General features: G+C 72.0%; 21 protein-coding genes. 9 read left to right on the top strand and 12 right to left on the bottom strand.

The features are described from left to right. Positions 1 to 4: 4 nt before the first annotated feature. Together QSK10_RS28075 and QSK10_RS28070 are read right to left on the bottom strand one after the other, a co-directional pair. A complete protein-coding gene (locus tag QSK10_RS28075) occupies positions 5 to 2,104 on the bottom strand; it encodes a SpoIIE family protein phosphatase (protein ID WP_285666177.1) in 2,100 nt (699 codons plus the stop codon). 74 nt (positions 2,105 to 2,178) lie between these two features. Next, complete coding sequence (locus QSK10_RS28070; RefSeq protein WP_285666176.1) at positions 2,179 to 3,528, bottom strand: DHA2 family efflux MFS transporter permease subunit; 1,350 nt, start codon at positions 3,526 to 3,528, stop codon at positions 2,179 to 2,181. 69 nt (positions 3,529 to 3,597) lie between these two features. Between QSK10_RS28070 and QSK10_RS28065 the strand changes: the two genes are divergently transcribed. Further along, positions 3,598 to 4,248, top strand: a complete 651-nt coding sequence (locus QSK10_RS28065; protein ID WP_285666174.1) for a TetR/AcrR family transcriptional regulator — start codon at positions 3,598 to 3,600, stop codon at positions 4,246 to 4,248. Between the two features lie 27 nt (positions 4,249 to 4,275). On the opposite strand, the gene QSK10_RS28060 is transcribed toward QSK10_RS28065, so the two are convergent. From QSK10_RS28060 to QSK10_RS28045, 4 genes are all read right to left on the bottom strand, one after another. Next, a complete protein-coding gene (locus QSK10_RS28060; RefSeq protein ID WP_285666171.1) occupies positions 4,276 to 5,685 on the bottom strand; it encodes a sensor histidine kinase in 1,410 nt (469 codons plus the stop codon). A 4-nt stretch (positions 5,686 to 5,689) separates the two neighbouring features. After that, positions 5,690 to 6,367 (bottom strand): response regulator transcription factor, encoded by a 678-nt coding sequence (locus tag QSK10_RS28055; RefSeq protein WP_285666169.1) that lies wholly within the window; start codon positions 6,365 to 6,367, stop codon positions 5,690 to 5,692. 81 nt (positions 6,368 to 6,448) lie between these two features. Next, positions 6,449 to 6,883, bottom strand: a complete 435-nt coding sequence (locus tag QSK10_RS28050; RefSeq protein ID WP_285666168.1) for a PepSY domain-containing protein — start codon at positions 6,881 to 6,883, stop codon at positions 6,449 to 6,451. Positions 6,884 to 6,918: 35 nt separating this feature from the next. Then, the gene (locus QSK10_RS28045) at positions 6,919 to 7,593 is read right to left on the bottom strand and encodes a permease prefix domain 1-containing protein (RefSeq protein WP_285666167.1); all 675 of its coding nucleotides are present in this window, start codon (positions 7,591 to 7,593) and stop codon (positions 6,919 to 6,921) included. A gap of 91 nt (positions 7,594 to 7,684) precedes the next feature. Between QSK10_RS28045 and QSK10_RS28040 the strand changes: the two genes are divergently transcribed. Continuing rightward, entirely contained in the window at positions 7,685 to 8,062 is a 378-nt protein-coding gene (locus QSK10_RS28040) for a YidH family protein (RefSeq protein WP_285666166.1), read from the top strand. Continuing rightward, positions 8,059 to 8,364: a DUF202 domain-containing protein gene (locus QSK10_RS28035; RefSeq protein ID WP_285666164.1), complete on the top strand. Its 306-nt coding sequence runs from the start codon at positions 8,059 to 8,061 to the stop codon at positions 8,362 to 8,364. Before QSK10_RS28040 ends, QSK10_RS28035 begins: the two co-directional genes overlap by 4 nt. Here QSK10_RS28035 and QSK10_RS28030 read toward each other — a convergent pair. From QSK10_RS28030 to QSK10_RS28020, 3 genes are all read right to left on the bottom strand, one after another. Further along, positions 8,323 to 8,811, bottom strand: a complete 489-nt coding sequence (locus tag QSK10_RS28030; RefSeq protein ID WP_285666163.1) for a S26 family signal peptidase — start codon at positions 8,809 to 8,811, stop codon at positions 8,323 to 8,325. The genes QSK10_RS28035 and QSK10_RS28030 overlap by 42 nt on opposite strands. Beyond that, positions 8,808 to 10,670 carry an ABC transporter ATP-binding protein gene (locus QSK10_RS28025; RefSeq protein WP_285666162.1) on the bottom strand — a complete coding sequence of 621 codons (1,863 nt, stop codon included), beginning with the start codon at positions 10,668 to 10,670 and terminating at the stop codon, positions 8,808 to 8,810. The genes QSK10_RS28030 and QSK10_RS28025 overlap by 4 nt, the downstream gene beginning before the upstream one ends. 97 nt (positions 10,671 to 10,767) lie before the next feature. After that, on the bottom strand, positions 10,768 to 12,204 hold the full coding sequence (locus tag QSK10_RS28020; protein ID WP_285666160.1) for an aldehyde dehydrogenase family protein: 1,437 nt from the start codon (positions 12,202 to 12,204) through the stop codon (positions 10,768 to 10,770). Positions 12,205 to 12,287: 83 nt separating this feature from the next. Here QSK10_RS28020 and QSK10_RS28015 point away from each other — a divergent pair, with 83 nt between their 5' ends. Both QSK10_RS28015 and QSK10_RS28010 read left to right on the top strand, forming a co-directional pair. After that, positions 12,288 to 12,983: a hypothetical protein gene (locus QSK10_RS28015; RefSeq protein WP_285666159.1), complete on the top strand. Its 696-nt coding sequence runs from the start codon at positions 12,288 to 12,290 to the stop codon at positions 12,981 to 12,983. 41 nt (positions 12,984 to 13,024) lie between these two features. After that, a complete protein-coding gene (locus tag QSK10_RS28010) occupies positions 13,025 to 13,831 on the top strand; it encodes a hypothetical protein (protein ID WP_285666158.1) in 807 nt (268 codons plus the stop codon). Here QSK10_RS28010 and QSK10_RS28005 read toward each other — a convergent pair. The 3 genes from QSK10_RS28005 to pdxH all read right to left on the bottom strand — a co-directional run bounded on the left by QSK10_RS28005 (position 13,776) and on the right by pdxH (position 15,902). Beyond that, entirely contained in the window at positions 13,776 to 14,117 is a 342-nt protein-coding gene (locus tag QSK10_RS28005) for a type II toxin-antitoxin system VapB family antitoxin (protein WP_285666156.1), read from the bottom strand. The two genes, QSK10_RS28010 and QSK10_RS28005, sit on opposite strands and share 56 nt — an antisense overlap. A gap of 104 nt (positions 14,118 to 14,221) precedes the next feature. Then, a complete protein-coding gene (locus QSK10_RS28000; protein ID WP_285666155.1) occupies positions 14,222 to 15,112 on the bottom strand; it encodes an aldose 1-epimerase family protein in 891 nt (296 codons plus the stop codon). A gap of 133 nt (positions 15,113 to 15,245) precedes the next feature. Next, positions 15,246 to 15,902, bottom strand: a complete 657-nt coding sequence (gene pdxH, locus QSK10_RS27995; protein ID WP_285666154.1) for a pyridoxamine 5'-phosphate oxidase — start codon at positions 15,900 to 15,902, stop codon at positions 15,246 to 15,248. A 295-nt stretch (positions 15,903 to 16,197) separates the two neighbouring features. On the opposite strand from pdxH, the gene QSK10_RS27990 reads away from it, so the two are divergent. The 4 genes from QSK10_RS27990 (at position 16,198) to QSK10_RS27975 (ending at position 19,562) form a co-directional block, all read left to right on the top strand. Beyond that, complete coding sequence (locus QSK10_RS27990) at positions 16,198 to 17,292, top strand: citrate synthase 2 (RefSeq protein ID WP_285666153.1); 1,095 nt, start codon at positions 16,198 to 16,200, stop codon at positions 17,290 to 17,292. Positions 17,293 to 17,506: 214 nt separating this feature from the next. Next, positions 17,507 to 17,827: a hypothetical protein gene (locus QSK10_RS27985; RefSeq protein ID WP_285666152.1), complete on the top strand. Its 321-nt coding sequence runs from the start codon at positions 17,507 to 17,509 to the stop codon at positions 17,825 to 17,827. Positions 17,828 to 17,924: 97 nt separating this feature from the next. After that, positions 17,925 to 18,665: a LolA-like protein gene (locus QSK10_RS27980; protein ID WP_285666151.1), complete on the top strand. Its 741-nt coding sequence runs from the start codon at positions 17,925 to 17,927 to the stop codon at positions 18,663 to 18,665. A 126-nt stretch (positions 18,666 to 18,791) separates the two neighbouring features. After that, positions 18,792 to 19,562: an SCO4651 family lipoprotein gene (locus QSK10_RS27975; RefSeq protein WP_285666150.1), complete on the top strand. Its 771-nt coding sequence runs from the start codon at positions 18,792 to 18,794 to the stop codon at positions 19,560 to 19,562. The last annotated feature ends 15 nt before the right edge of the window (positions 19,563 to 19,577 follow it).

Genomic DNA, 19,577 nt, shown 5'->3' with positions numbered 1-19,577 from the left:
AGCGCTACTCCCCCACTCTCCGCAGCCCGTGCAGTTCGGCCAGCAGCACCGTCCGGTCGTCGCGGGCGTCGGTCGGCGTGACGGCCATGATCAGGTCGCACTGCTCCGACAGTCCACGGCGGACGGCCAGTTGCTGGACCACGCGCGCGATGCCCTCGTCCAGCGGGGTCGAGCGGGACTCCACGACGCCGTCGCTGTAGAGCAGCAGGCGGGTGCCGGGCGGGGTGGGCAGGGAGTAGCTGCGGTACTCGGCGCCGGGGATCGCGCCGAGCATGGGCCCGGCGGGGATCTCGTGGGTCGCCGGTGGGACGCCGGGGGGCTCGACGATGAGCGGCGGGTGCCCGGCCGAGGCGATGACGCACTTGTGCTGGAGCGGGTCGTACTGGACGTACATGCAGGTGGCCATGGCGTTGTCGCCGAAGGTCATGGCGATGTCGTTGAGGCGGGTCATGAGCGCGGCGGGTTCGAGGCCGATGGAGGCCAGTGACTGGACGGCGGTGCGGTAGCGCCCCATCGCGGCGGCGGCGGCGATGCCGTGGCCGATCACGTCGCCGACGACCAGGACCATGCGGCGGCCGGGCATCACCATCGCGTCGAACCAGTCGCCGCCGGCCTGGCGGGAGCGGCTGTTGGGGAGGTAGCGGTAGGCCATGTCGGCCTCGGGGGCCTTCGGCAGCGACTCCGGCAGCAGCGACAGCTGGAGGATCAGCGCGGCCTGCTTCTCGTCGCGGTAGAGGCGGGAGTTGTCGATGCCGAGGGCGGTGCGGTTGGCGATCTCCTGGACCAGCAGGAGGTCGTCGTGGTCGAACTGCTCGCGGTCGCCGAGGCGGGCGCAGGTCAGGGCGCCGAGGGTGACCTCGCGGGCGCGCAGCGGCGCGATGATGAACGAGTGCCCGCCGACCTCGCGGACCATCGAGGTCCGCTCGTCGGACACCGGGAGCCCGCCGGGGGTCTGGATGAGCTGCGCGCGCTGGTCGCGCAGGACGGCGGCGAAGCCGTGGGTGTCGCGGGCCGCGCGGGGCGAGGCGACGTCGATGAGCCGGTCCACGATGGGCCCGGACACGCGCGCGGACCCGGCCAGGCGGTGCAGCAGGACCGACTCGTCGAGGGCGAACGGGAGGGGCTCGCCGGTGATGACCTCGTCGAGGACGTCGATGACGGCCAGGTCGCAGAACTCCGCGGTCAGCAGCCGCGCCAGGTCCTGCGCGGAGCCGTGCATGTCGAGGTTCGCCCCTTGCAGCGCGCCCACGCGCGACAGCAGGAGCAGCCGGTCGCGGCCGCGCGCGGCGTCCAGGACGGGCCGCTCGGTGGAGGAGACGTCGTAGACGATCCCGCAGATCGCCAGGGGCAGGTCGCGCCAGCTGGTGACCCGGAACCAGGACGCCGACCACACCTGCCGCGCGTCGGCGACGCTGGTGGGCGCGCCGGGGATGCGCACGTCCACGATGGGCTCGCCGGTGCGCAGGACCTCCCCCAGCAGGGCCTCGTACTCGTCCATGTCGGGCGAGTCGAAGACCTCGCGGATGTGGCGGCCGACGTGGTCGGGCGCCCCGCGCCGGTTCAGGCCGGCGAGGGCCTCGTTGACCAGCACGAAGCGCAGGTGCTCGTCGAGGACCACGAACCCGAAGGCCGACTGGTGGAAGAAGCCCTCCAGCATCCCCAGATGCCGCACGCCCTCGCCCTCGCGGTCCAGGTCGATGGCCTGGAGCAGGTAGGCGGGGCTGCCGTCGGGCAGGTTCACCGGCTGCGAGCGCACCGAGGCGAAGCGGACGTCGCCACCGGCGCGGCGGATCGGCACGATGCCGCCCTGCCGGTTCTGCGCGAGCTTGATGAAGATCTCGCTGGTCATGGGGATGGACGCGCCGGTCAGGACGTGCACGTCGCGCCCGATGATCTCGGCGCGCGCGAAGCCGGTCATCTCCTCGGCGGGCGGGTCGAAGTAGACGACGCGGCCGTGGGCGTCGACGAGGATCGTGGCCAGTTTCAGGTGCTCGGCGTAGCCGGGGACCTTGGTGGCGCCGGGGATGACGGGTCCCGCCGCGTAGCGCAGGTCGCCCGGAAAGGAGATGGTCACCCCGTCGTCCGGCGGGTCCCCCGTGATCATTCGTGAATGATATGCGGCTTTGATCATCATCCGTGGTAGTTGCGGGGAGCCCGGGGCGTGGCTCCCCGCACTCCTCACGCGCGCGGCTGGAGCAGCCCGGCCACCAGCACCAGCGGCGCGGCGGCGACCGGCCACCAGAACGCGCTCACCTCGCCGTGGGTCTGGATGAGCAGGGCCGCGACGGCGACGCCGAGGGCGGCGCCGATCTGGTTGAGGATGTAGATCGCGCCGGTCGCGCTGGGCACCGAGGCGGGCGCGACGCCGCGGTAGACGGCGGCCATCGAGGGCGCGCCGATGAACCCGAAGCCGACGCCCATGAGCACCATGACCGGGACGAGGACGGCCGTCGGCGCGGCGTCCAGCGCGAAGACCGCCGAGCCGAGCCCGGCCACCACCGCGCCGAGCGGGACGAGCGGGCGCGCGCCGACCCGGTCCGACAGGCGCCCGGCGAGGGGCATCCCGATGAACGCGCCGACGCCGACGGCGGCCAGCAGGAACCCGGCGGACAGGACGCCGGTGTCGCGCCCGCGCTGGAAGAACAGCGGCACGGCGAACAGGACCGCGAAGAGCATCGCGCCGACCCCGAACATGGCCACCACGCTGGCGGTGAACCCGCGCGAGGCGAACAGCCGCAGGTCGATCAGCGTCTCCGCCCGGCGCAGCCCGTGGACGGCGTAGGCGGCGAGCAGGACCGTGCCCAGCACGAGCGGTACCCACACGTGCGGCGAGCCGAAGCCGCGCGCGGCCGCCCCGGACAGCCCGTAGACGAGCGCGGCGAAGCCGGGCGGCAGGAGCAGCAGGCCCCGGACGTCCAGCCGCGCGGCCCCGCCGGGCTCGTCGCGCGGCAGCCGCCGGGCGCTCAGGATCAGCGAGGCGATGCCGAGGGGCAGGTTGACCAGGAACATCCACTGCCAGGGCAGGCCGGACAGGATCAGCCCGCCCAGCATCGGCCCGAAGACCGGCCCTAGGGGCAGCAGCCCGCCGATGAGGCCGAGGAGCCGTCCGGCACGCCGCGGCCCGGCCAGGCGGGCCAGCAGCGTGAGCATGGTGGGTTCGAGGAGCGCGCCGCCGATGCCCTGGAGGATCCGGAAGGCGATGAGGGCGCCGATGGACCAGGAGATCGCCGACAGGGCCGAGCCGAGCAGGAAGACGGTGAGGCCGCTCAGCCACACCGCGCGGGCGCCGAAGCGCTCGGCGGCCCAGCCCGCGACGGGGACGGTGAGGGCGAAGGCGAGCAGGTAGCCGGTGGCGACCCATTCGACGGAGGCGAGGGAGGCGCCGAAGTGGTGGCCGAGGGTCTCCACGCCGACGTTGACGATGGTCGCGTCGAGGATCGCCATGACGGCGCCCAGGACCATCACGGCGACGGTGGCGGTGAGGGGTTTGCCGACCCGGACATCAGTGGACTCAGCGGTAGTAGTCATAGAACCAATCCGTCAGCTAATTTGAACTCATGAGTTCAAGAAGGCGAGACGGAGAGTACGCTCTGGGACATGTCCGCCGCAAGGGCCGCCGCCGCGCCCGCTCCACCCACCGCCCGTGGCCGCATCGACAAGCGGCAAGCGATCCTGAGCGCGGCCATCGAAGTCTTCGCCCGGGACGGCTACGAGCGCGCCGGGGTGGAGGCCATCGCCGCCGAGGCGGGCGTGGCGAAACCGACGATCTACAACCACCTGGGCGGCAAGGAGAACCTCTACCGCGCGGCGATGGCCGAGGCCGCCGCCCGCAGCAAGACCAAGGTCCTGGCCGCCGTCGACGGCTTCCCCACCACCGGCGAGGACCTGCGCGCGGGCCTGCGCACGGTCGCCCGCAGCCTGGTGGACTGCCACATCAGCCCGCAGGGCTGGGCGCTGTCGCGGCTGCTGTACACCGAGGCGGCCCGCTTCCCCGAGGTCTACGACGAGGTGCAGACCGAGGGCGGCCGCCAGATCAACGAGGCCCTCGCCGGGCGCCTGGCGCGGCTGGGCAACGCCGGTGTCCTGCGCGTGCCGGACCCCGTCCTGGCCGCGCGGCACTTCATGGCGCTCATCACCGGCGAACTGGCCGCGCGCACCGCGATGGGCACGCGCGAACTGCCCGAGGAGGAGCTCGCCGGGATCATCGCCGACGGCGTGGAGACGTTCCTGGCGGCCTTCGGGACCTGAGACCGCAGAGGTCCCGGGACGCCGGCCTCAGAAGTCCCTGGACGCAGGCAGCGTCACCCGCAGCAGCGCTCCCCCGCCGGGCCGGTCGGCCACCTCCACCGTCCCGCCGTGCGCGGCCACCAGGTCCGCCACGATCGCCAGGCCCAGCCCGGCGCCGCCCTCGTCGCGGCTGCGGGCCTCGTCCAGGCGCACGAAACGGCCGAAGACGCGCTCGCGTTCGGCCACCGGCACGCCCGGGCCGTCGTCGGCGACCTCGATCACGGCGTGCCCGCCGGAGACGCGGGCGGTGACCCACACGGCGGTGGACGTGTGGTGCTGCGCGTTGTCCAGGAGGTTGGTCAGCACCCGCTCCAGCCGCGAGCGCACGCCCGGCACGGTCAGCTCCTCCGGGACCTCCAGGCGCACCGGGTAGGGCGCCGGGCGCGCGGCGGCCTCGCGGAGCAGCCCGGCCAGGTCGACCGCACGCGACGGTGGGCGCTCACCGGCGTCCAGGCGGGCCAGCAGCAGCAGGTCGGTGGCCAGGCGCTGGAGCCGGACGACGTCGTCCAGCAGCTCGGCGGGCCGCAGCAGGCCCGGGTGCTCGGCCCCCACCTCCAAGCGCGCGCGGATGGTGGCGATGGGGCTGCGCAGCTCGTGGGAGGCGTCGGCGATGAACCGGCGCTGCTGGCTCACGGCGGCGTCCAGTTGCGCGAGGGTGGCGTTGGTGGTGCGGGCCAGGTCGCCGATCTCGTCGCGGGAGCCGGGCTCGGGCACGCGCCGGGACAGGTCCCCGGCGGTGATGGCGGCCAGTTCGGCGCGGATCGCGGCCACCGGCCGCAGCGCCCGGCGCGTCACCAGCCAGGTCACCCCGGCGATGACGAGCAGGACCGGTGCCAGCGCCAGCAGCATGTACCGGGCGGCCTTGCCCACCGCCTCCTCGCCGACGGCGGTGGACACCCCGGCGTAGACCACGAAGCAGGTGCCGTCGGGGGCCTGGGCGGTGATGGCGGCGAAGCGGTGCGGCTTCCCGTCGATCTTGACGGTGTCGAAGCGGACCTCGGTCAGCACCCGGCCGACCTTCTTCGTATAGGAGTCGTCGTAGTCGTGACCGTCGTCGCGGCCGCCGTGGTCGTCGTCCCCAGGCGGCGGCGCCGGGCGCGGTTCGCCGCCGAAGCGCGGCACGGGGTCCTCGTCCTCGCCGAAGTCGGTGGCGGGGCCGTCGATGAGGACCACGAGCTCGTCGTCGTGCGGCAGCGCCCGCTGCGGGGGCGTCCCGTCGGCGAGCGCGGTGGCGATCTCGCGGGCGGCGAGTTCGGCGCGGTCCTGGGCGGTCCCGGCGAGGTTGGCGCGCAGCAGGAGCAGCACCAGCGCGCCCACCGCGACCAGCGCGAAGGCCGAGACGGCGGTGGCGAACAGGGTGGTGCGCCAGCGCACCGACTGGGGCCAGAGGCCTCTCACGGAGCTAGCCACCGTCCACCGCCAGGCGGTAGCCCGCGCCGCGCAGGGTGATGATCGCGGCCCGCCCGAAGGGCGCGTCGATCTTGCGGCGGAGGTTGGAGATGTAGACCTCGACGATGTTCACGTCGCCTTCGTAGGCGTGGTCCCACACGTGGTCGAGGATCTCGGTCTTGGGCACCACGCGCCCGGCGTGGCGGGCCATGTGCTCCAGGACGGCGAACTCCTTGGCGGTGAGGGTGATCGGGGACGTCCCGCGCGCGCAGGTGCGGGCGGCGGGGTCGACCACGAGGTCCCCGAAGCGCCACACGGTCGGCGCCACGACCGTCCCGCGCCGCATGAGGGCGCGCAGTCGCGCCTTGAGGACGACGTAGGAGAAGGGCTTGGTGAGGTAGTCGTCGGCGCCGGTGTCGAGGCCCTCGGCCTCGTCGTACTCGCCGTCCTTGGCGGTGAGCATGAGGACGGGGGTGGCGATCCCGGCCTCGCGGAGGGCCGCGCAGACCTGGTAGCCGTTCATGAGGGGCAGCATGATGTCGAGGACGATGGCGTCGTAGGGCTCGCGCAGGGCCAGGGTGAGCCCGGCGCGGCCGTCGTGGGCGAGGTCGACGGCGTGGCCCTCGGCGCCCAGGCCGTCGGCGAGGACGCGGGCGAGGCGTTTCTCGTCCTCCACGATGAGCAGGCGCATGGCCCGAGGATGGCACGCGGGCCTGAAGACGCGCTGAAGCCCGGTCCGACGGGGACGGACCGGGCTCCCTCCGGGGGAGGTCTAGTCGCCGTGGTGCCCGCGGCCGTGGTCGTCGTCGCGGCCGCGGTCCCGGTCACCGCCGTGGTCGTCGCCGTCGTCGTGGCCCCGGCCGGTCCGGTCGTCCACGACCGTGCCGGAGGAGGCGTCCACGGTCACCTCGTGCCAGGAGCCGTCGGTGCCGAAGATCTCCACCTCCCACACCGGCTTGTCGGCCGGGCCCTTGAGCTCGACCTCGTGGACGACGCCGGGCGCCTTGGCCAGCGCGGCGTCGGCGGCCTGCCCGACGGTCACGGCGGGCGCGGCGGTGACGGCGGGCGGGTGCGGGCGGTGTCCGTCGCGGGCCACCGTGGCCCAGGCGGTGGCTCCCCCGCCGAGGAGGACCACGAACGCCACGACGCTCAGCACGATCCAGCGGCGGCGGCCGACGATCTTGAACTTGCTCAGGAAGGCCTTCATACCCTCACCATGCGGCAAGGGCCCTGAAGCCGCGCTTAAGCCGCGACCAGGCGCAGCGCGCGTCTGCCGCTGCGCAGGCAGCGCGTCCCCGTCCACAGCAGCGCGCCCCAGGCCGCGAGGTACCCGAGGTTCCCCGGGTCGGGGACCATGCCGTAGGGCGGCAGGTCGCGCGCGGCGGCGAACAGCACGGTGAGGGCGAAGCCGAGGGTCATGGTCAGCGTGAGCATCGTGAAGATGGAGATCCCGGCGGCGGCCGCCCAGGACGGGCGGAACGCGATCCAGCGCCCGCCGACGGTGACGGCGAGCGCGCCGAGCACCGAGGCGATGGTGACCGTCCAGGACAGCACGTCCATGGCGGTGGCCAGCTGGAACGTGCCGGGCAAGGGCGCGTGGGTCAGCGGTGGGGCGTCGTGCCAGGTGAACCAGGCGGTGATGTTGCCGACGGGGGTCAGCAGCGCCAGGAACAGCAGGGCCCGGCGGGTGACGCCGGCGGCGAGCTCGACCTGGTAGTCGGGGGCGACCTGGGCGACGGTCCCGAAGTCGGCGACGGCCATGCGCGCGGCCTCCGGCGGGCTGACGCCGTCGGCCTCGAAGGCCTCGGCGGCGTCCTCCATGCCGTGGCGGGCCTCGCGGAGCAGGTCGTCGACGCGGCGGCGGGAGCCGAGCAGGGCGGCGCGCATCGCGGAGAGGTGTTCGGCGATGGGGTCCATGTGGCCATTCTGTCCGGGGTACCCCGACCCGGGCCAGGGGGGATTTCCCGGATCTGGACCGGCCCGGATCTAGGCTGACATGGTGCGCTCGATGATCAAGCTCTGGTTCAGTCCCGCCCGCCTCCTCGACGAGGGGACCACGCCCGACTACCGGTTCTCGCTGGCCAATGAGCGCACCTTCCTCGCCTGGATCCGCACCGCGCTGGCGCTGCTGGGCGGCGGGATCGCCGTCGCGCAGTTCCTGCCCCGGGCCGAGTGGGGGACGTTCCGGGAGGTCCTGGCGGTGGGCCTGATGGCGCTGGGGGCGATGTGCGCGCTGCGGGCGGTGGCGCGCTGGCTGCGCTGCGAGTGGGCGATGCGGCACGGCGAGGACCTGCCGCCGACCCGGTTCCCGGCCGCGCTGGCGGTCGTCATCACCGGTGGCGCGCTGGCGGTGGTGCTGTACGTGCTGATCTCGGGGAAGGCGTGAATCCCGACGGGCGCCAGCCGGAGCGGACGCGGCTGGCGTGGCGGCGCACGGTCCTGACCTTCACGGTGGTGGTCCTGCTGCTGGCGCGACCGGTCTTCGCGGGCCGGGTCAGCGGTGCGCAGGCCCTCGCCCTGGCCCTGGTGGCGCTGATCTGGGTGGCGACGCTGCTGCTGACGCACGCGCGCATCCGGCACATGGCGGCGGACAGACCGTCGCCGCTGACGGCGGCGACGGTCTACCCGATGCTGGTGCTGGTGCTGCTACTGACCGGGGCTGGGCTGTGGATCGGCCTGCCGGCGTGACTCCATCCGCCGCACGACCACCCCGAGGACCTGGTGGATCGGGCAGGGGCCGTGCTGCTTGGAGTCGCCGCTGTGGGGGTGGTCGCCGATGACGATGATGTGGCCCTCGGGGACGACGTCGCCGAAGTTCACCACCCGCTCGGGCATCGGGTCGCCGGGGAGGGCGACGACGCGCTTGATGTACCAGCCGGAGGCGTTCAGGTCCCGCGTGGCGGGGGTGTTGTTGCGCCAGCCGGTCATGCCGAGGTCGGGTTCCTTGATGACCACGATCTGGTCGCGCTGGAGCCCGCCGCGCCCGCGCCGGATGAGCACCCGGTCGCCCGGTTGCAGCGTCGGGGTCATGCTGCCGCCCTCGACGGTGATGGCCACGTAGCGGCGGTGGACGAACCAGGCCGCGCCCGCCGCGATGACGGCGACGGCTACGGCCGTGTAGAGCAGCCAGGTCACGGCGACTCCTCCCCGATGGCGCTGAGTTCGCCGGTGTAGTTGGCGGCCTGGATGGTGAACAGCCGCGCGTACTCCCCGCCCAGCCCCATCAGCGTGTCATGGTCTCCGTCTTCGATGATGCGCCCTTCGGACAGCACCACGATGCGGTCGGCGTGGCGGACGGCGCCCAGCCGGTGCGAGATGAGCACCGAGGTCGCGCCGGTCCGGTACTCGCGCAGCCGGTCGTGGACCTCCTGCTCGGCGGCGGCGTCCAGGCCCGAGCTGGGCTCGTCGAGGATCAGCAGGTCGCGGCGGGCGCGCATGAGGGCCCGGGCCAGCGCGATGCGCTGCCACTGGCCGCCGGACAGGCTCACGCCGGTCTCGGGGTCCTCGTTGTCCTCGCCCTGGAAGAAGATGCGCGACAGCATCGTCTCGTAGCCGCGGCCGAGTTCGCTGATCTTCTCGTCCACGTCGGCCTTGCGGGCGGCGTCGATGACGCGCTCGCGGTCGTCGAGGTGGGTGAGGTCGCCGATGCCGATGTTCTCGGCGGCGGTCAGGTCATAGGACATGTAGTCCTGGAAGACCGCCGAGATGCGGTCGCGCAGGGCGTGCAGCTCGATGTCCTTGTAGTCGACGCCGTCCCAGACGATGCTGCCCTTGCTGGGGTCGTAGAGGCGGCACAGGAGCTTGACCATGGTGCTCTTGCCGGCGCCGTTGAGGCCGACCAGGGCCAGCGAGCGGCCGGTCTCGATGCGCAGGTCGACGCCCTTGAGGATCCAGGGGCCGTCATCGGTGTAGCGGAACCACACGTCCCGCAGCTCGATGCCGCCGTCCTCGGCGAGCTTGGCGATGGCCTTGGGAGCGGCGGGCTCGGCCAGGTCGGAGGCCATGTCGGAGACCTCGGTGAAGTGCCCGAACAGCAGCAGCGACTGGTACATCATCGACACCGAGGACACGATCGAGGACAGTCCACTCTGGACACCGGCGACGGCCGCGACGAACAGCGAGACCTGGCCGATGCTGAACTCGCCGTCCAGCGCCCGCCACACCATCCACATGAGACCGCCACCGGCCACCAGCGCGCCCAGGACGCCCAGGGGCGTCTGGGTGTAGAGCGCCTTGCGCTCCACCTTCTCCTCGGCGGCGTTGATCTCGTGGGTCTCGGTGTTGAGGCGCTTGAGCAGGAACGGCCCGAGCCCGAAGAGGCGGACCTCCTTCACCGCGGCCAGGTCCAGCAGCAGCATCTGGTAGAAGATCTGCCGCCGGTTGCGCGGGCTGATCCGCCAGGACATGTTGGCCCGGTCGCGGCTGAGCTGGAGCTGGATGAACAGCACCGGGACCGCCGCCACGACGGTGATCAGCGCCATCAGCGGGCTGATGAACAGCAGCGCGCCCAGGAACGTGATCACCGACAGGACGCCCTGCACGATGGAGAACATGGAGTTGGTGACCTGGTCGGGCGCGCTCATCGCGGCCTGCTGCGCCAGCCGGAGCTTGTCCAGGAACACCGGGTTCTCGAAGCGGGACATGCCGCCGAAGCGGTTGACCGCCGCGAACAGCCGCTCCTGCACGATCACCGTGAGCTGCCTGCGCACCCGAGCGTGCACATAGGACGTGATGTAGGGCAGCGACACCAGCGTCACGCCGAGCACGGCGAGTCCGGTGACGAGGAACTGTGGATCGAAGCCGGTGGATCCCCGCTCGGGGATCTCGGTCAGCAGCAACGCCGTCAGCGACGCCACGGCCGTCGGCAGGAGACCCTGCAGGACGACGATGACGAGGTTGATCGACGCGGCCACGGGACCGGCCCGGAAGGTCAGTCCGGCGGCCCGGAATCCCCTTCCGATCAGACGGCTTAAACCGGCCTTTTCCGCGGCCATGCGGACCTCCCTGCCGTTTTTCGTCCGTTAACGGGCCCCGGGCCCGATCGAGTATCGCCGCCATGGCGGGGGCGGTCAAGACCGCCGGAGGGAGAGATCAACTCGTCGTCCGCAGCACCAGAACGCGGGTCTCGGTGAGGTCCTCCATCGCCGCCCGCAGGCCCTCGCGGCCCGCCCCGCTGTCCTTGGTCCCGCCGTAGGCCATCTGGTCGGCGCGGAAGCTCGGCACGTCGCCGACGATCACCCCGCCGACGGCCAGCTCACGGTGGGCGCGGAAGGCCACCGCGACGTCGTGGGTGAAGACACCGGCCTGAAGGCCGAAGCGCGAATCGTTGATCGCGGCGAAGCCCTCGTCCACTGAGGACACGGGCGAAACGGTCAGCACGGGCCCGAAGACCTCCTCGGCGGAGACCTTCGCGCCGGGCGGCACGTCGGCCAGCACGGTCGGTTCGTATGCGGTTCCATATCGGTTGCCGCCCACCAGAACCCGCGCCCCGGCCGCCACCGCCTCGCCGACCCACGACTCGACCCGCTCGGCCGCCGCGAGGTCGACCAGCGGGCCCACCACGACGTCCTCTTCGGACGGATCGCCGTCCTTGAGCGCGCCCACCTTGGTCACCACCCGGGCGACCAGGTCGTCGTAGAGCTCCCCGGCGACGAACACCCGCTGCACGGCGATGCAGCTCTGCCCGGCCTGGTAGTTACCGAAGGTCGCGATGCGGGTCGCCGCCCACTCCAGGTCCTCCTCGGAGGACCAGTCGGGGCACACCAGCGCGGCGGCGTTCCCGCCGAGTTCCAGGACGGTCTTCTTGCGCGGCACCGATTCCGCGATCGACCAGCCCACCGGCACCGAGCCGGTGAAGGACACCACCGGCAGCCGCGGATCGGCCACCAGGCCCGGCGCCCGGTCGTTGGGAACCGGGATCACCGAGACCATCCCGGCGGGCAGGTCCGTCTCGGCCAGCAGCTCGCCCAGCAGCAGCGCCGACAGGGGAGTCGCCGGGGCCGGTTTGACCACGATCGGCGCGCCCACCGCGATCGCGGGCGCGATCTTGTGCGCGACCAGGTTCAGCGGGAAGTTGAAGGGGCTGATCCCCAGCACCGGCCCCAGCGGCACCCGCCGCGTCAGCGCCAGCCGCCCCACCATCCCCGGATCGGCCGACAGGTCCTGCGTCACCGCGTCGAACCGCCGCGCCTCCTCCGCCGCCCACCGGAACGTGCCGATCGCGCGCGTCACCTCCACCCGCGCCCACGTGATCGGCTTGCCGTTCTCGGCGGTGATCAGCCGCGCGACCTCCTCATGCCGCTCGGCGAGCCGCCGCGAGACGTGGTCCAGCGCCGCGGCCCTCACGTGCGCGGGCAGCGAAGCCGCCTCGCGCGCCACCGCCGCCGCGGCGGCCACCGCGCGCTCCACCTGCTCCTCCGTGGCGTGGGTGGTCGCGCCCGCCTCTGAACCGTCGTAGGGGTGGGTGACGGTGAGCGGCTCGGTCCCGTGCTCGGGCGTGCCCGCGATCCAGATCGGTGTGGCGTCCATGGCCCGAGCCTACGAGGGCGGGCGCGGGGACGGGGGGCGGAGCGCGATGGCGGCCACCCGGGCGGCTGAGGCAGGATGGGGCCATGCCCACCGTGCCCGATGCCCCGTACCCCGCCACGCCCACCGAAGCCCCGGCTCCCACGCGCGCCGGCCTCCTCTCCGCCCTCCCCACGACACCCGTGTCGGCCCTGTTCGCCGCCGCCGGCGTCCTGGCCGGGGCGGTGGCCTTCTTCGGCCCCGCCGCCGTCCACTCGGACAAGAACGGCGACGTGACGAAGTACGTCGCGATCCCCATCTCCGGCCTGCCCATCGGCCTCACCAGCACCCAGACCGCCCTCGCGATGCCCGTGTGGCCGCTGATCCTCACCGCGCTCCTGCTCGCCTTCGCCTACGGCACCGGCGGCGCGCGGCGCATCTCGGCACGATTCGCCGCCGTCGGCGTCGCGGTGCTCGGCGTGGGCATGATCTACGGCCAGTTCCGCGACTGGGTCGGCATCTTCACCGGCACCAACCGCTGGACCGAGGGCACCTCGGCGGCCTCGGACTACGGCCTGGACGAATACGACCCCTCCATGAAGAAGAACCCCTTCGAGGACGTCGTGATGTCCGTGGGCTGGGGCACCTGGCTGCTGATCGCCGCGCTCGTCCTCCTCGCGGTCGCCGCGGTCACCGCCACCCGGCGCGTCCCGTCCGTCCTCCCGGTCGCCTCCCCGCCGCCGCACGAGGACGGCATCGAGGTCGTCCCCGACAACACCGTGTGGTCGGCACCGTCCGCCTGACGGGTTCCCACAGGTGGCGCGCGTCGGGAAGGATGCGACGCATGACACAGCCCCCTGTGCCCCAGCAGGCGGCATACCCCGCGACGGCGACCGGGCAGTTCCCGGTCGTCCAGCCGGTGACCGCCCCTCCACTCACCTACTCCCCGCCGCCACCGTCCCCGCCCCCGCCCGTCTCGTCGTTCTGGCGCGAGCGCATGCCGTTCGGGCCGGTGCCGCTGATCCTGACCGCCGTGGGCACGCTGCTCATCGTGATCGGGTACCTCGGCCCGGCCGCGATCTACGCCGATGACAAGACCGCCTACAAGGAGATCTGGGAGATCCCGGTCAACGGTCTCTCCCGCGGCTACCAGTACGGCGGCGTGGCGGGCATCGACCTGCTGCCGCTCTACCTGGCGCTGGCGCTGCTGGCGGCGACCCTCGCCGTCCGCGGGCGCGCCCGCGTCGGGCTGAAGGTCGGCACGCTGCTGGCGGGCCTGGTGGCGATCGCCTCGATCGTCGGCTCGATCCTGAGCTGGCGCTCCTACCTGCTGGGCACGCAGCACTACTACACCGGGAACGCTCCCGAGCCCTCCCCGTCCGACTCCTACGGCAGCGGCGACGACCCCGACGAGTACCTGGGGGACACCGTGTCCTTCGGGTGGGGCACGATCCTGCTGGTCCTGGGGATCCTGATCGTGATGACCGCCGCGGCGGTCACCTTCGACCCGAAGGCCGCCGCGCCTGCGGCGGTGGCCTCACCGGGACCGCCGCCCTCGCCGGTCGTCGCGCACCAGCAGCCGGGCTACCCGGCGCCTACCCCTGCCCCGGCCCCTCCACCCGGGCAGTGGCAACAACACCCTCAGCAGTGAGGGCCAGCACCCGCGCGTGAATGGCGGTGCGCTGCCGCAGCGCGGCGCGCACCGCCCGGTGCAGGCCGTCCTCCATGTACCACTCGCCGTTCCACTGGACGACGTGGGCGAACAGGTCGCCGTAGAACGTGGAGTCGTCGGCGAGCAGCCGGTCGAGGGCCAGGACGCTCTTGGTGGTGATGATGCGGTCCAGCCGCACCAGCCGGGGCGGGATGGCCGACCATTCGCGCAGGGTGAGCCCGTGCTCGGGGTAGGGCCGCTCGTCGAGGACACCCTTGAAAATCACCGCTGCGCGCTCCCTTCACCTTCACTTCACCTTGTCAACGAGACGCTCCCGCACTCCATCGACGGACCATCAAGTGAGATAGCTCACAACATCGAGGGGCGTCATCACCGACGGGGTTTGATCCCCCAGGTCCCGGACCAGATCTCGCCCGGCGCCAGCGTCACCAGGTCGCGGCCGGTGCGGAAGGCGTCCGGCGGGCAGCTCATCGGCTCGATGGCCACCGCGCGGCGCTTGCGCTCGTCGCCGAAGGCGTCGGCGGTGTAGATCTGCGCCCACGGGAACGACTCGTCGGCCCAGAGGGTGACGCCGCGGCCGTCGCCGGTGGACAGCGCGATGGCGATGTTGCCGTCGGCGTCGCGGGCCAGGTCGCCGAAGGCGGCGTCGATGACGGTGTCGCCGATCTTGGCGGAGGCGTTGGCGTAGGGCTCGTCGCCGACGGGCAGCTTGCGCTCGTCGGTCTTCAGGCGCAGCTTCGCCGGCAGGTCGAGGGTCAGGTCGGCGATGGGCGTGCCGGGGACCTTCAGGTACGGGTGGACGCCGAGCCCGAACGGCGCGGGGGACGCCCCCAGGTTCACCGCGGTGTGGACCGCGCGCAGCCCGTAGGGCCCCACCGACCAGCGGGTGCGCAGCACGATCGGGAACGGGTAGCCGGGCTGGGCGGGGAGGGCGCACTCCACGGTCACCGAGTCGGGGTCGTGGTCGACGGCCTGCCAGCGCAGCCAGCGGACGAGGCCGTGGGAGGCGTTCCGGTTGGCGGGTTCGGACAGCGGCAGCTGGTACTTCTTCCCGCCGAACTCGTAGGCGCCGTCGCCCAGCCGGTTCGGCCAGGGCGCCAGGACCTGGCCCGCGCCACCGGGGCACAGCTCGTCCTCGAAGTAGCCGTCCACATAGGCGTCACCGTCGACGGTGAACGAGCGCAGGCCGCCGCCGACCTCGACGATGACGGCCTCGCGGCCCGCGTACGAAATGCTCCACTGCTCACCGGACAGCGCCATGCTCGTTCCTCCCTGCGGCCGGGGCTCCCGCCCGTGTTGGGCGACGGTCATCGAAGAACAGGGTCTTCAAGGCGGGTGTGGACGGCGAGCCGATCGGCGAGGGGAAGTCTATCCAGACCGCACCGCCGCCTCATCAGGGCGCGAGGCGCTCGACGGCCCAGTCCGCGCCCGGCACCCGCCGGAAGCGCAGCCGGTCGTGCATGCGCGCCTCCTGGCCCTGCCAGAACTCCACGGTCTCGGGGACGACGCGGTAGCCGCCCCAGTTGTCGCGCAGCGGGACCTCGCCGGGGAACGCGGCGTCGGCCTCGTCCCACATGCGCTGCAACGCGTCCCGGTCGGGCAGCACCTGGGACTGCGGGGACACGTAGGACGCCAGCTGCGAGCCGCGCGGGCGCGAGGCGAAGTAGGCCGCGGAGACCTCGCGCGGGACCCGGACCGCCGTCCCGCGAATGTTCACCTGCCGGTACAGCGGCAGCCACGAGAACAGCAGCGCGACCCTCGGGTTGCCGGCCAGTTCGGTGCCCTTGCGGGACTCGTAGTTGGTGAAGAAGGTCAGGCCCTCGGAGGAGAAGTCGCGCAGCAGCACGTTCCGCGAGCTGGGCGCGCCCTCGGCGTCCACGGTGGAGAGCACCATCGCGTTCGGCTCGAACACCCCGCCGTCGACGGCCTGTTTCAGCCAGTCGCGCAGCTGCTCGTGCCAGGTGGGCGCCAGGGCGCCGGTGTCGAAGGGCGCGCTGGAATATTGGCGGCCCAGCTTCGCAACCGACCAGGTCTCCTCGGGCGTGTTCATCGCGGTCTCTCCCCAATCCCGGCCGGATGCGCCGACCACCGCCCAATATTAGGAACACGCCCGGGCTTTATCGCATCGTGATCGGCTATCGGCGACTCGTCGCATTCTCACCAAATCCTTTAGCCGAACACCACAGATTTCGCTCGCCAAGTGCGGGCAAGGGGTGCAAAACGATAGGCTCGGATGCGCGGACGCGCTCGATTCAGGCGTGTTCCGCTCCACCCGGTGCTCGCCCAGTTGCGCGCGGACGGGCAAGATGGGGCCGGCGAGAGTACCTGACGAAACAGGAGACCTGATGTCCGACTTCAAACCGGGCCTCGAAGGCGTCGTCGCCTTCGAAACCGAGATCGCCGAACCCGACAAAGAAGGCGGGGCGCTGCGTTATCGCGGCGTCGACATCGAAGATCTCATCGGCCGGGTCTCCTTCGGTCAGGTGTGGGCGCTGCTGGTGGACGGCAAGTTCGGCCCCGGGCTGCCCCCCGCCGAGCCCTTCCCCGTCCCGGTCCACTCCGGCGACATCCGCGTCGACGTGCAGTCCGCGGTCGCCATGCTCGCCCCCTACTGGGGTCTCCACCAGCTCCTGGACATCGACGACGCGCAGGCCCGCAACGACCTCGCGCGGGTATCGGTGACCGCGCTGTCCTTCGTGGCGCAGTCGGCGCGCGGCATCGGCCGCCCCGCGGTACCGCAGAAGGAGATCGACAAGGCCGAGACCATCGTCGAGCGCTTCATGCGCCGCTGGCGCGGCGAGCCCGACCCCCGCCACGTCAAGGCCGTCGACGCCTACTTCATCTCCGCCGCCGAGCACGGCATGAACGCCTCGACGTTCACCACCCGCGTGGTCGCCTCCACCGGCGCCGACGTGGCCGCCTGCATCTCCTCCGGCGTGGGCGCCCTCTCCGGGCCCCTGCACGGCGGCGCGCCCTCGCGCGTCCTGCACATGCTGGAGGAGGTCGAGCGCAGCGGCGACGCCGAGGCCTACGTCAGGGGCGTCCTGGACCGCGGCGAGCGCCTCATGGGCTTCGGCCACCGCGTCTACCGCGCCGAGGACCCGCGCGCCCGCGTCCTGCGCAAGACCGCCCGCGAGCTGGGCGCGCCGCGCTTCGAGGTCGCCGAGGCGCTGGAGCAGGCCGCGCTGGCCGAGCTGAAGGCCCGCAAGCCCGACCGGGTCCTGGCCACCAACGTGGAGTTCTGGTCGGCGGTCGTGCTCGACTTCGCCGAGGTCCCCGCCGACATGTTCACCTCGATGTTCACCTGCGCCCGCGTCGCCGGGTGGAGCGCGCACATCCTGGAGCAGAAGAAGCTGGCGCGCATCGTGCGCCCGTCGGCGAAGTACGTCGGCCCCGCCCCGCGCAAGCCCGAGGACGTCGAGGGATTCGGTTCCCTGTAAGCGGATCGGCATATTCTCCACAAAGGCCCCGTGCTTCGCACGGGGCCTTTCGCATGTTTCGCCCGGTGACCGCTGTGACGCACATTGCCCCAGGTGAAACGGGCGGCTTAGGCGTGCGCGTGTGAGTTACCGTGAATGGACGGTTTCATCAGCCCGGAAACCGTCTCCGCCGCCCGCCCAGCGGCGTCGCCCGACATTCGCAGGAGCAGCGCTCGTGAAGTTCCGGTCCATCGTGCTCGCCGTGTTCGCGGTGCTCGCGGCCTTCGCCGCGACCGTGGACGCGGTGGCCGGCGCGCCGGATCCCGCCTCCGCCGAGCCGGTCGTCGCCTCCGACGAATCCGGTCCCGCCGACGTCGCCGAGTGCGACACCGGCGGCTTCCACGGCGACGGCGGCCCGGCCACTCGGGACCTGCCGCCCGCCCTGCCTCTCGCCGGTCTCCCGGCGTCCCCCGACCTCGGCCATGACCGTCCCGACGCCGTCGCGGCGGTCCCCTCCGACGCGCCCGCGCGCGAGTTCGTCGAACCACCGGCGTAGCCGGGCGGGCCGTTTCGGGCCACCACTGCGCCCGAAACGCGCGTCTCCGGTCTTCGCCACCCTTCCGGTATTTCCACCGCACGTGAAAGGTCTCACCATGAAGCTGAAGTCCATCGTCGCCGTCGCCGCCCTGGCCGGTGTCGCCCTGTTCGGTGCCGCGTGCGGCACCAAGGACAAGCCCACCGACAACGCGTCGTCGTCCTCGAACAACGCCGCCGAGCAGAAGGGCGACCCGAAGGCCGAGCTCCAGGCCGCGCTGAAGAAGTCCGGCGAGGCCAAGTCGATGTCGGTCGAGGGCACCTCGGGCGACCTGACGGTGAGCATGTCCATCGACTCCACCGCCAAGGTCGCGGTGATGAAGCTGAAGGGCAAGATCGACGGCGAAGACCAGGACATGGAGATCCGCATCTTCGGCGAGGACGCCTACATCAAGCTGAACAGCGGCGAGATGGCCCAGATGATGAAGGGCAAGTGGATGAAGACCTCGTCCTCGGAGTTCGGGGACGTGTTCGAGGAGAAGGTCTTCGACGACACCCAGCTCATCAGCGACACCACCAAGGTGGAGCGGCTGGCGGCCGGCCAGTTCAAGCTGACCGAGGCCGGCGCGGGCGCCAGCGGCCTGTTCGGCAAGCTCAAGGGCGAGAAGGGCACCGGCACCAAGGACAAGACGACGGTGACCGCCACCGTCGGCGCCGACGGCCGCATCTCGGCCATGGAGTCCACCGGCACCAAGGCCGACGACAACTACAAGATGACCGTCACCGGCTACGACAAGCCCGTCACGGCCGAGAAGCCGGACCCGAAGGACGTCGTCGACACCAACTCCATGGGCGCCTGACGCCCACTCGCCCGCGGGCCGTTCTCACCAGAACGTGCCGAGCGGGCGCACGGGGCCCGGACCGGCCGGTCCGGGCCCCGTACCCTCGAAGGCAGAACCCCACCGCGACCGGGAGACACATCCATCATGAGGATCACCAAGGCCGCCAGGATCGCCTCCACCGTCACCCTCGCCGCGCTCATCGCGCTCGGCGCGGCGGCGTGCGGCAAGAACGCCCAGATCGACGGTGGGGGCAAGAACACCTCCGCCGAGCAGCCGGCCGTCAAGGCCGACCCGAAGGCCGCGATCGCCGTGGCCGCCGAGAAGGTCAAGCAGGAGTCCTACTCCTTCAGCATGACCATGGCGCCCGAGGTCGAGATGACCGCGCAGGTCGACCCGGTGGCCAAGGCGGCGCACGCCACCATGAAGGTCACCGCCGAGGGCTTCAGCATGAACACCGAGATGATCATGCTCGGTGACGACATGTACATGAAGATGACCGGCGGCTTCATGGCCTCCGACAAGTGGATGCACTTCGACTCCACCGACGCAGACCTGGGCAAGGCCTGGGATCAGAAGCAGATGGACCCCGCCGAGTTCCTCAAGCAGGTCGGCGACGTCGAGCAGATCGACGCCCACACCTACAAGGGCACCCTCGACCTGAGCAAGATGGACCTGTCGTCCATGGGCTCCGAGCAGGAGAAGGCCGCCAAGGACGCCGCCGGGAAGATGGGCGCCGTCCCGTTCACCCTCGTCCTGGACGACCAGGGCCGCATCGCCAAGCTGGAGATGACGATGAAGGGCATCATGCCCGACGGCTCCGACCGGACCATGGTGATGACGGTCACCGACTACGGCACGCCGGTGTCGGTGCAGGCCCCGCCGAAGGACCAGGTCCAGGAGGGCTTCGGCTTCTAGCCGCCACAACCGCAC

The organism is Actinorhabdospora filicis (assembly GCF_030269765.1).
Classification (GTDB): Bacteria; Actinomycetota; Actinomycetes; order Mycobacteriales; family Micromonosporaceae; genus Actinorhabdospora; species Actinorhabdospora filicis.
The sequence above is the reverse complement of the archived record's forward strand: the minus strand, read 5'-3'. Positions and strand labels throughout refer to the sequence as shown.

Excerpts from the sequence above, each read along its gene's own strand:
- QSK10_RS28075 (WP_285666177.1), bottom strand. The coding sequence starts at position 2,104 with ATGATCACGGGGGACCCGCCGGACGACGGGGTGACCATCTCCTTTCCG.
- QSK10_RS28070 (WP_285666176.1), bottom strand. The coding sequence starts at position 3,528 with ATGACTACTACCGCTGAGTCCACTGATGTCCGGGTCGGCAAACCCCTC.
- QSK10_RS28065 (WP_285666174.1), top strand. The coding sequence starts at position 3,598 with ATGTCCGCCGCAAGGGCCGCCGCCGCGCCCGCTCCACCCACCGCCCGT.
- QSK10_RS28055 (WP_285666169.1), bottom strand. The coding sequence starts at position 6,367 with ATGCGCCTGCTCATCGTGGAGGACGAGAAACGCCTCGCCCGCGTCCTC.
- QSK10_RS28050 (WP_285666168.1), bottom strand. The coding sequence starts at position 6,883 with ATGAAGGCCTTCCTGAGCAAGTTCAAGATCGTCGGCCGCCGCCGCTGG.
- QSK10_RS28045 (WP_285666167.1), bottom strand. The coding sequence starts at position 7,593 with ATGGACCCCATCGCCGAACACCTCTCCGCGATGCGCGCCGCCCTGCTC.
- QSK10_RS28040 (WP_285666166.1), top strand. The coding sequence starts at position 7,685 with ATGATCAAGCTCTGGTTCAGTCCCGCCCGCCTCCTCGACGAGGGGACC.
- QSK10_RS28025 (WP_285666162.1), bottom strand. The coding sequence starts at position 10,670 with ATGGCCGCGGAAAAGGCCGGTTTAAGCCGTCTGATCGGAAGGGGATTC.
- QSK10_RS28020 (WP_285666160.1), bottom strand. The coding sequence starts at position 12,204 with ATGGACGCCACACCGATCTGGATCGCGGGCACGCCCGAGCACGGGACC.
- QSK10_RS28015 (WP_285666159.1), top strand. The coding sequence starts at position 12,288 with ATGCCCACCGTGCCCGATGCCCCGTACCCCGCCACGCCCACCGAAGCC.
- QSK10_RS28010 (WP_285666158.1), top strand. The coding sequence starts at position 13,025 with ATGACACAGCCCCCTGTGCCCCAGCAGGCGGCATACCCCGCGACGGCG.
- QSK10_RS28000 (WP_285666155.1), bottom strand. The coding sequence starts at position 15,112 with ATGGCGCTGTCCGGTGAGCAGTGGAGCATTTCGTACGCGGGCCGCGAG.
- pdxH (WP_285666154.1), bottom strand. The coding sequence starts at position 15,902 with ATGAACACGCCCGAGGAGACCTGGTCGGTTGCGAAGCTGGGCCGCCAA.
- QSK10_RS27990 (WP_285666153.1), top strand. The coding sequence starts at position 16,198 with ATGTCCGACTTCAAACCGGGCCTCGAAGGCGTCGTCGCCTTCGAAACC.
- QSK10_RS27980 (WP_285666151.1), top strand. The coding sequence starts at position 17,925 with ATGAAGCTGAAGTCCATCGTCGCCGTCGCCGCCCTGGCCGGTGTCGCC.
- QSK10_RS27975 (WP_285666150.1), top strand. The coding sequence starts at position 18,792 with ATGAGGATCACCAAGGCCGCCAGGATCGCCTCCACCGTCACCCTCGCC.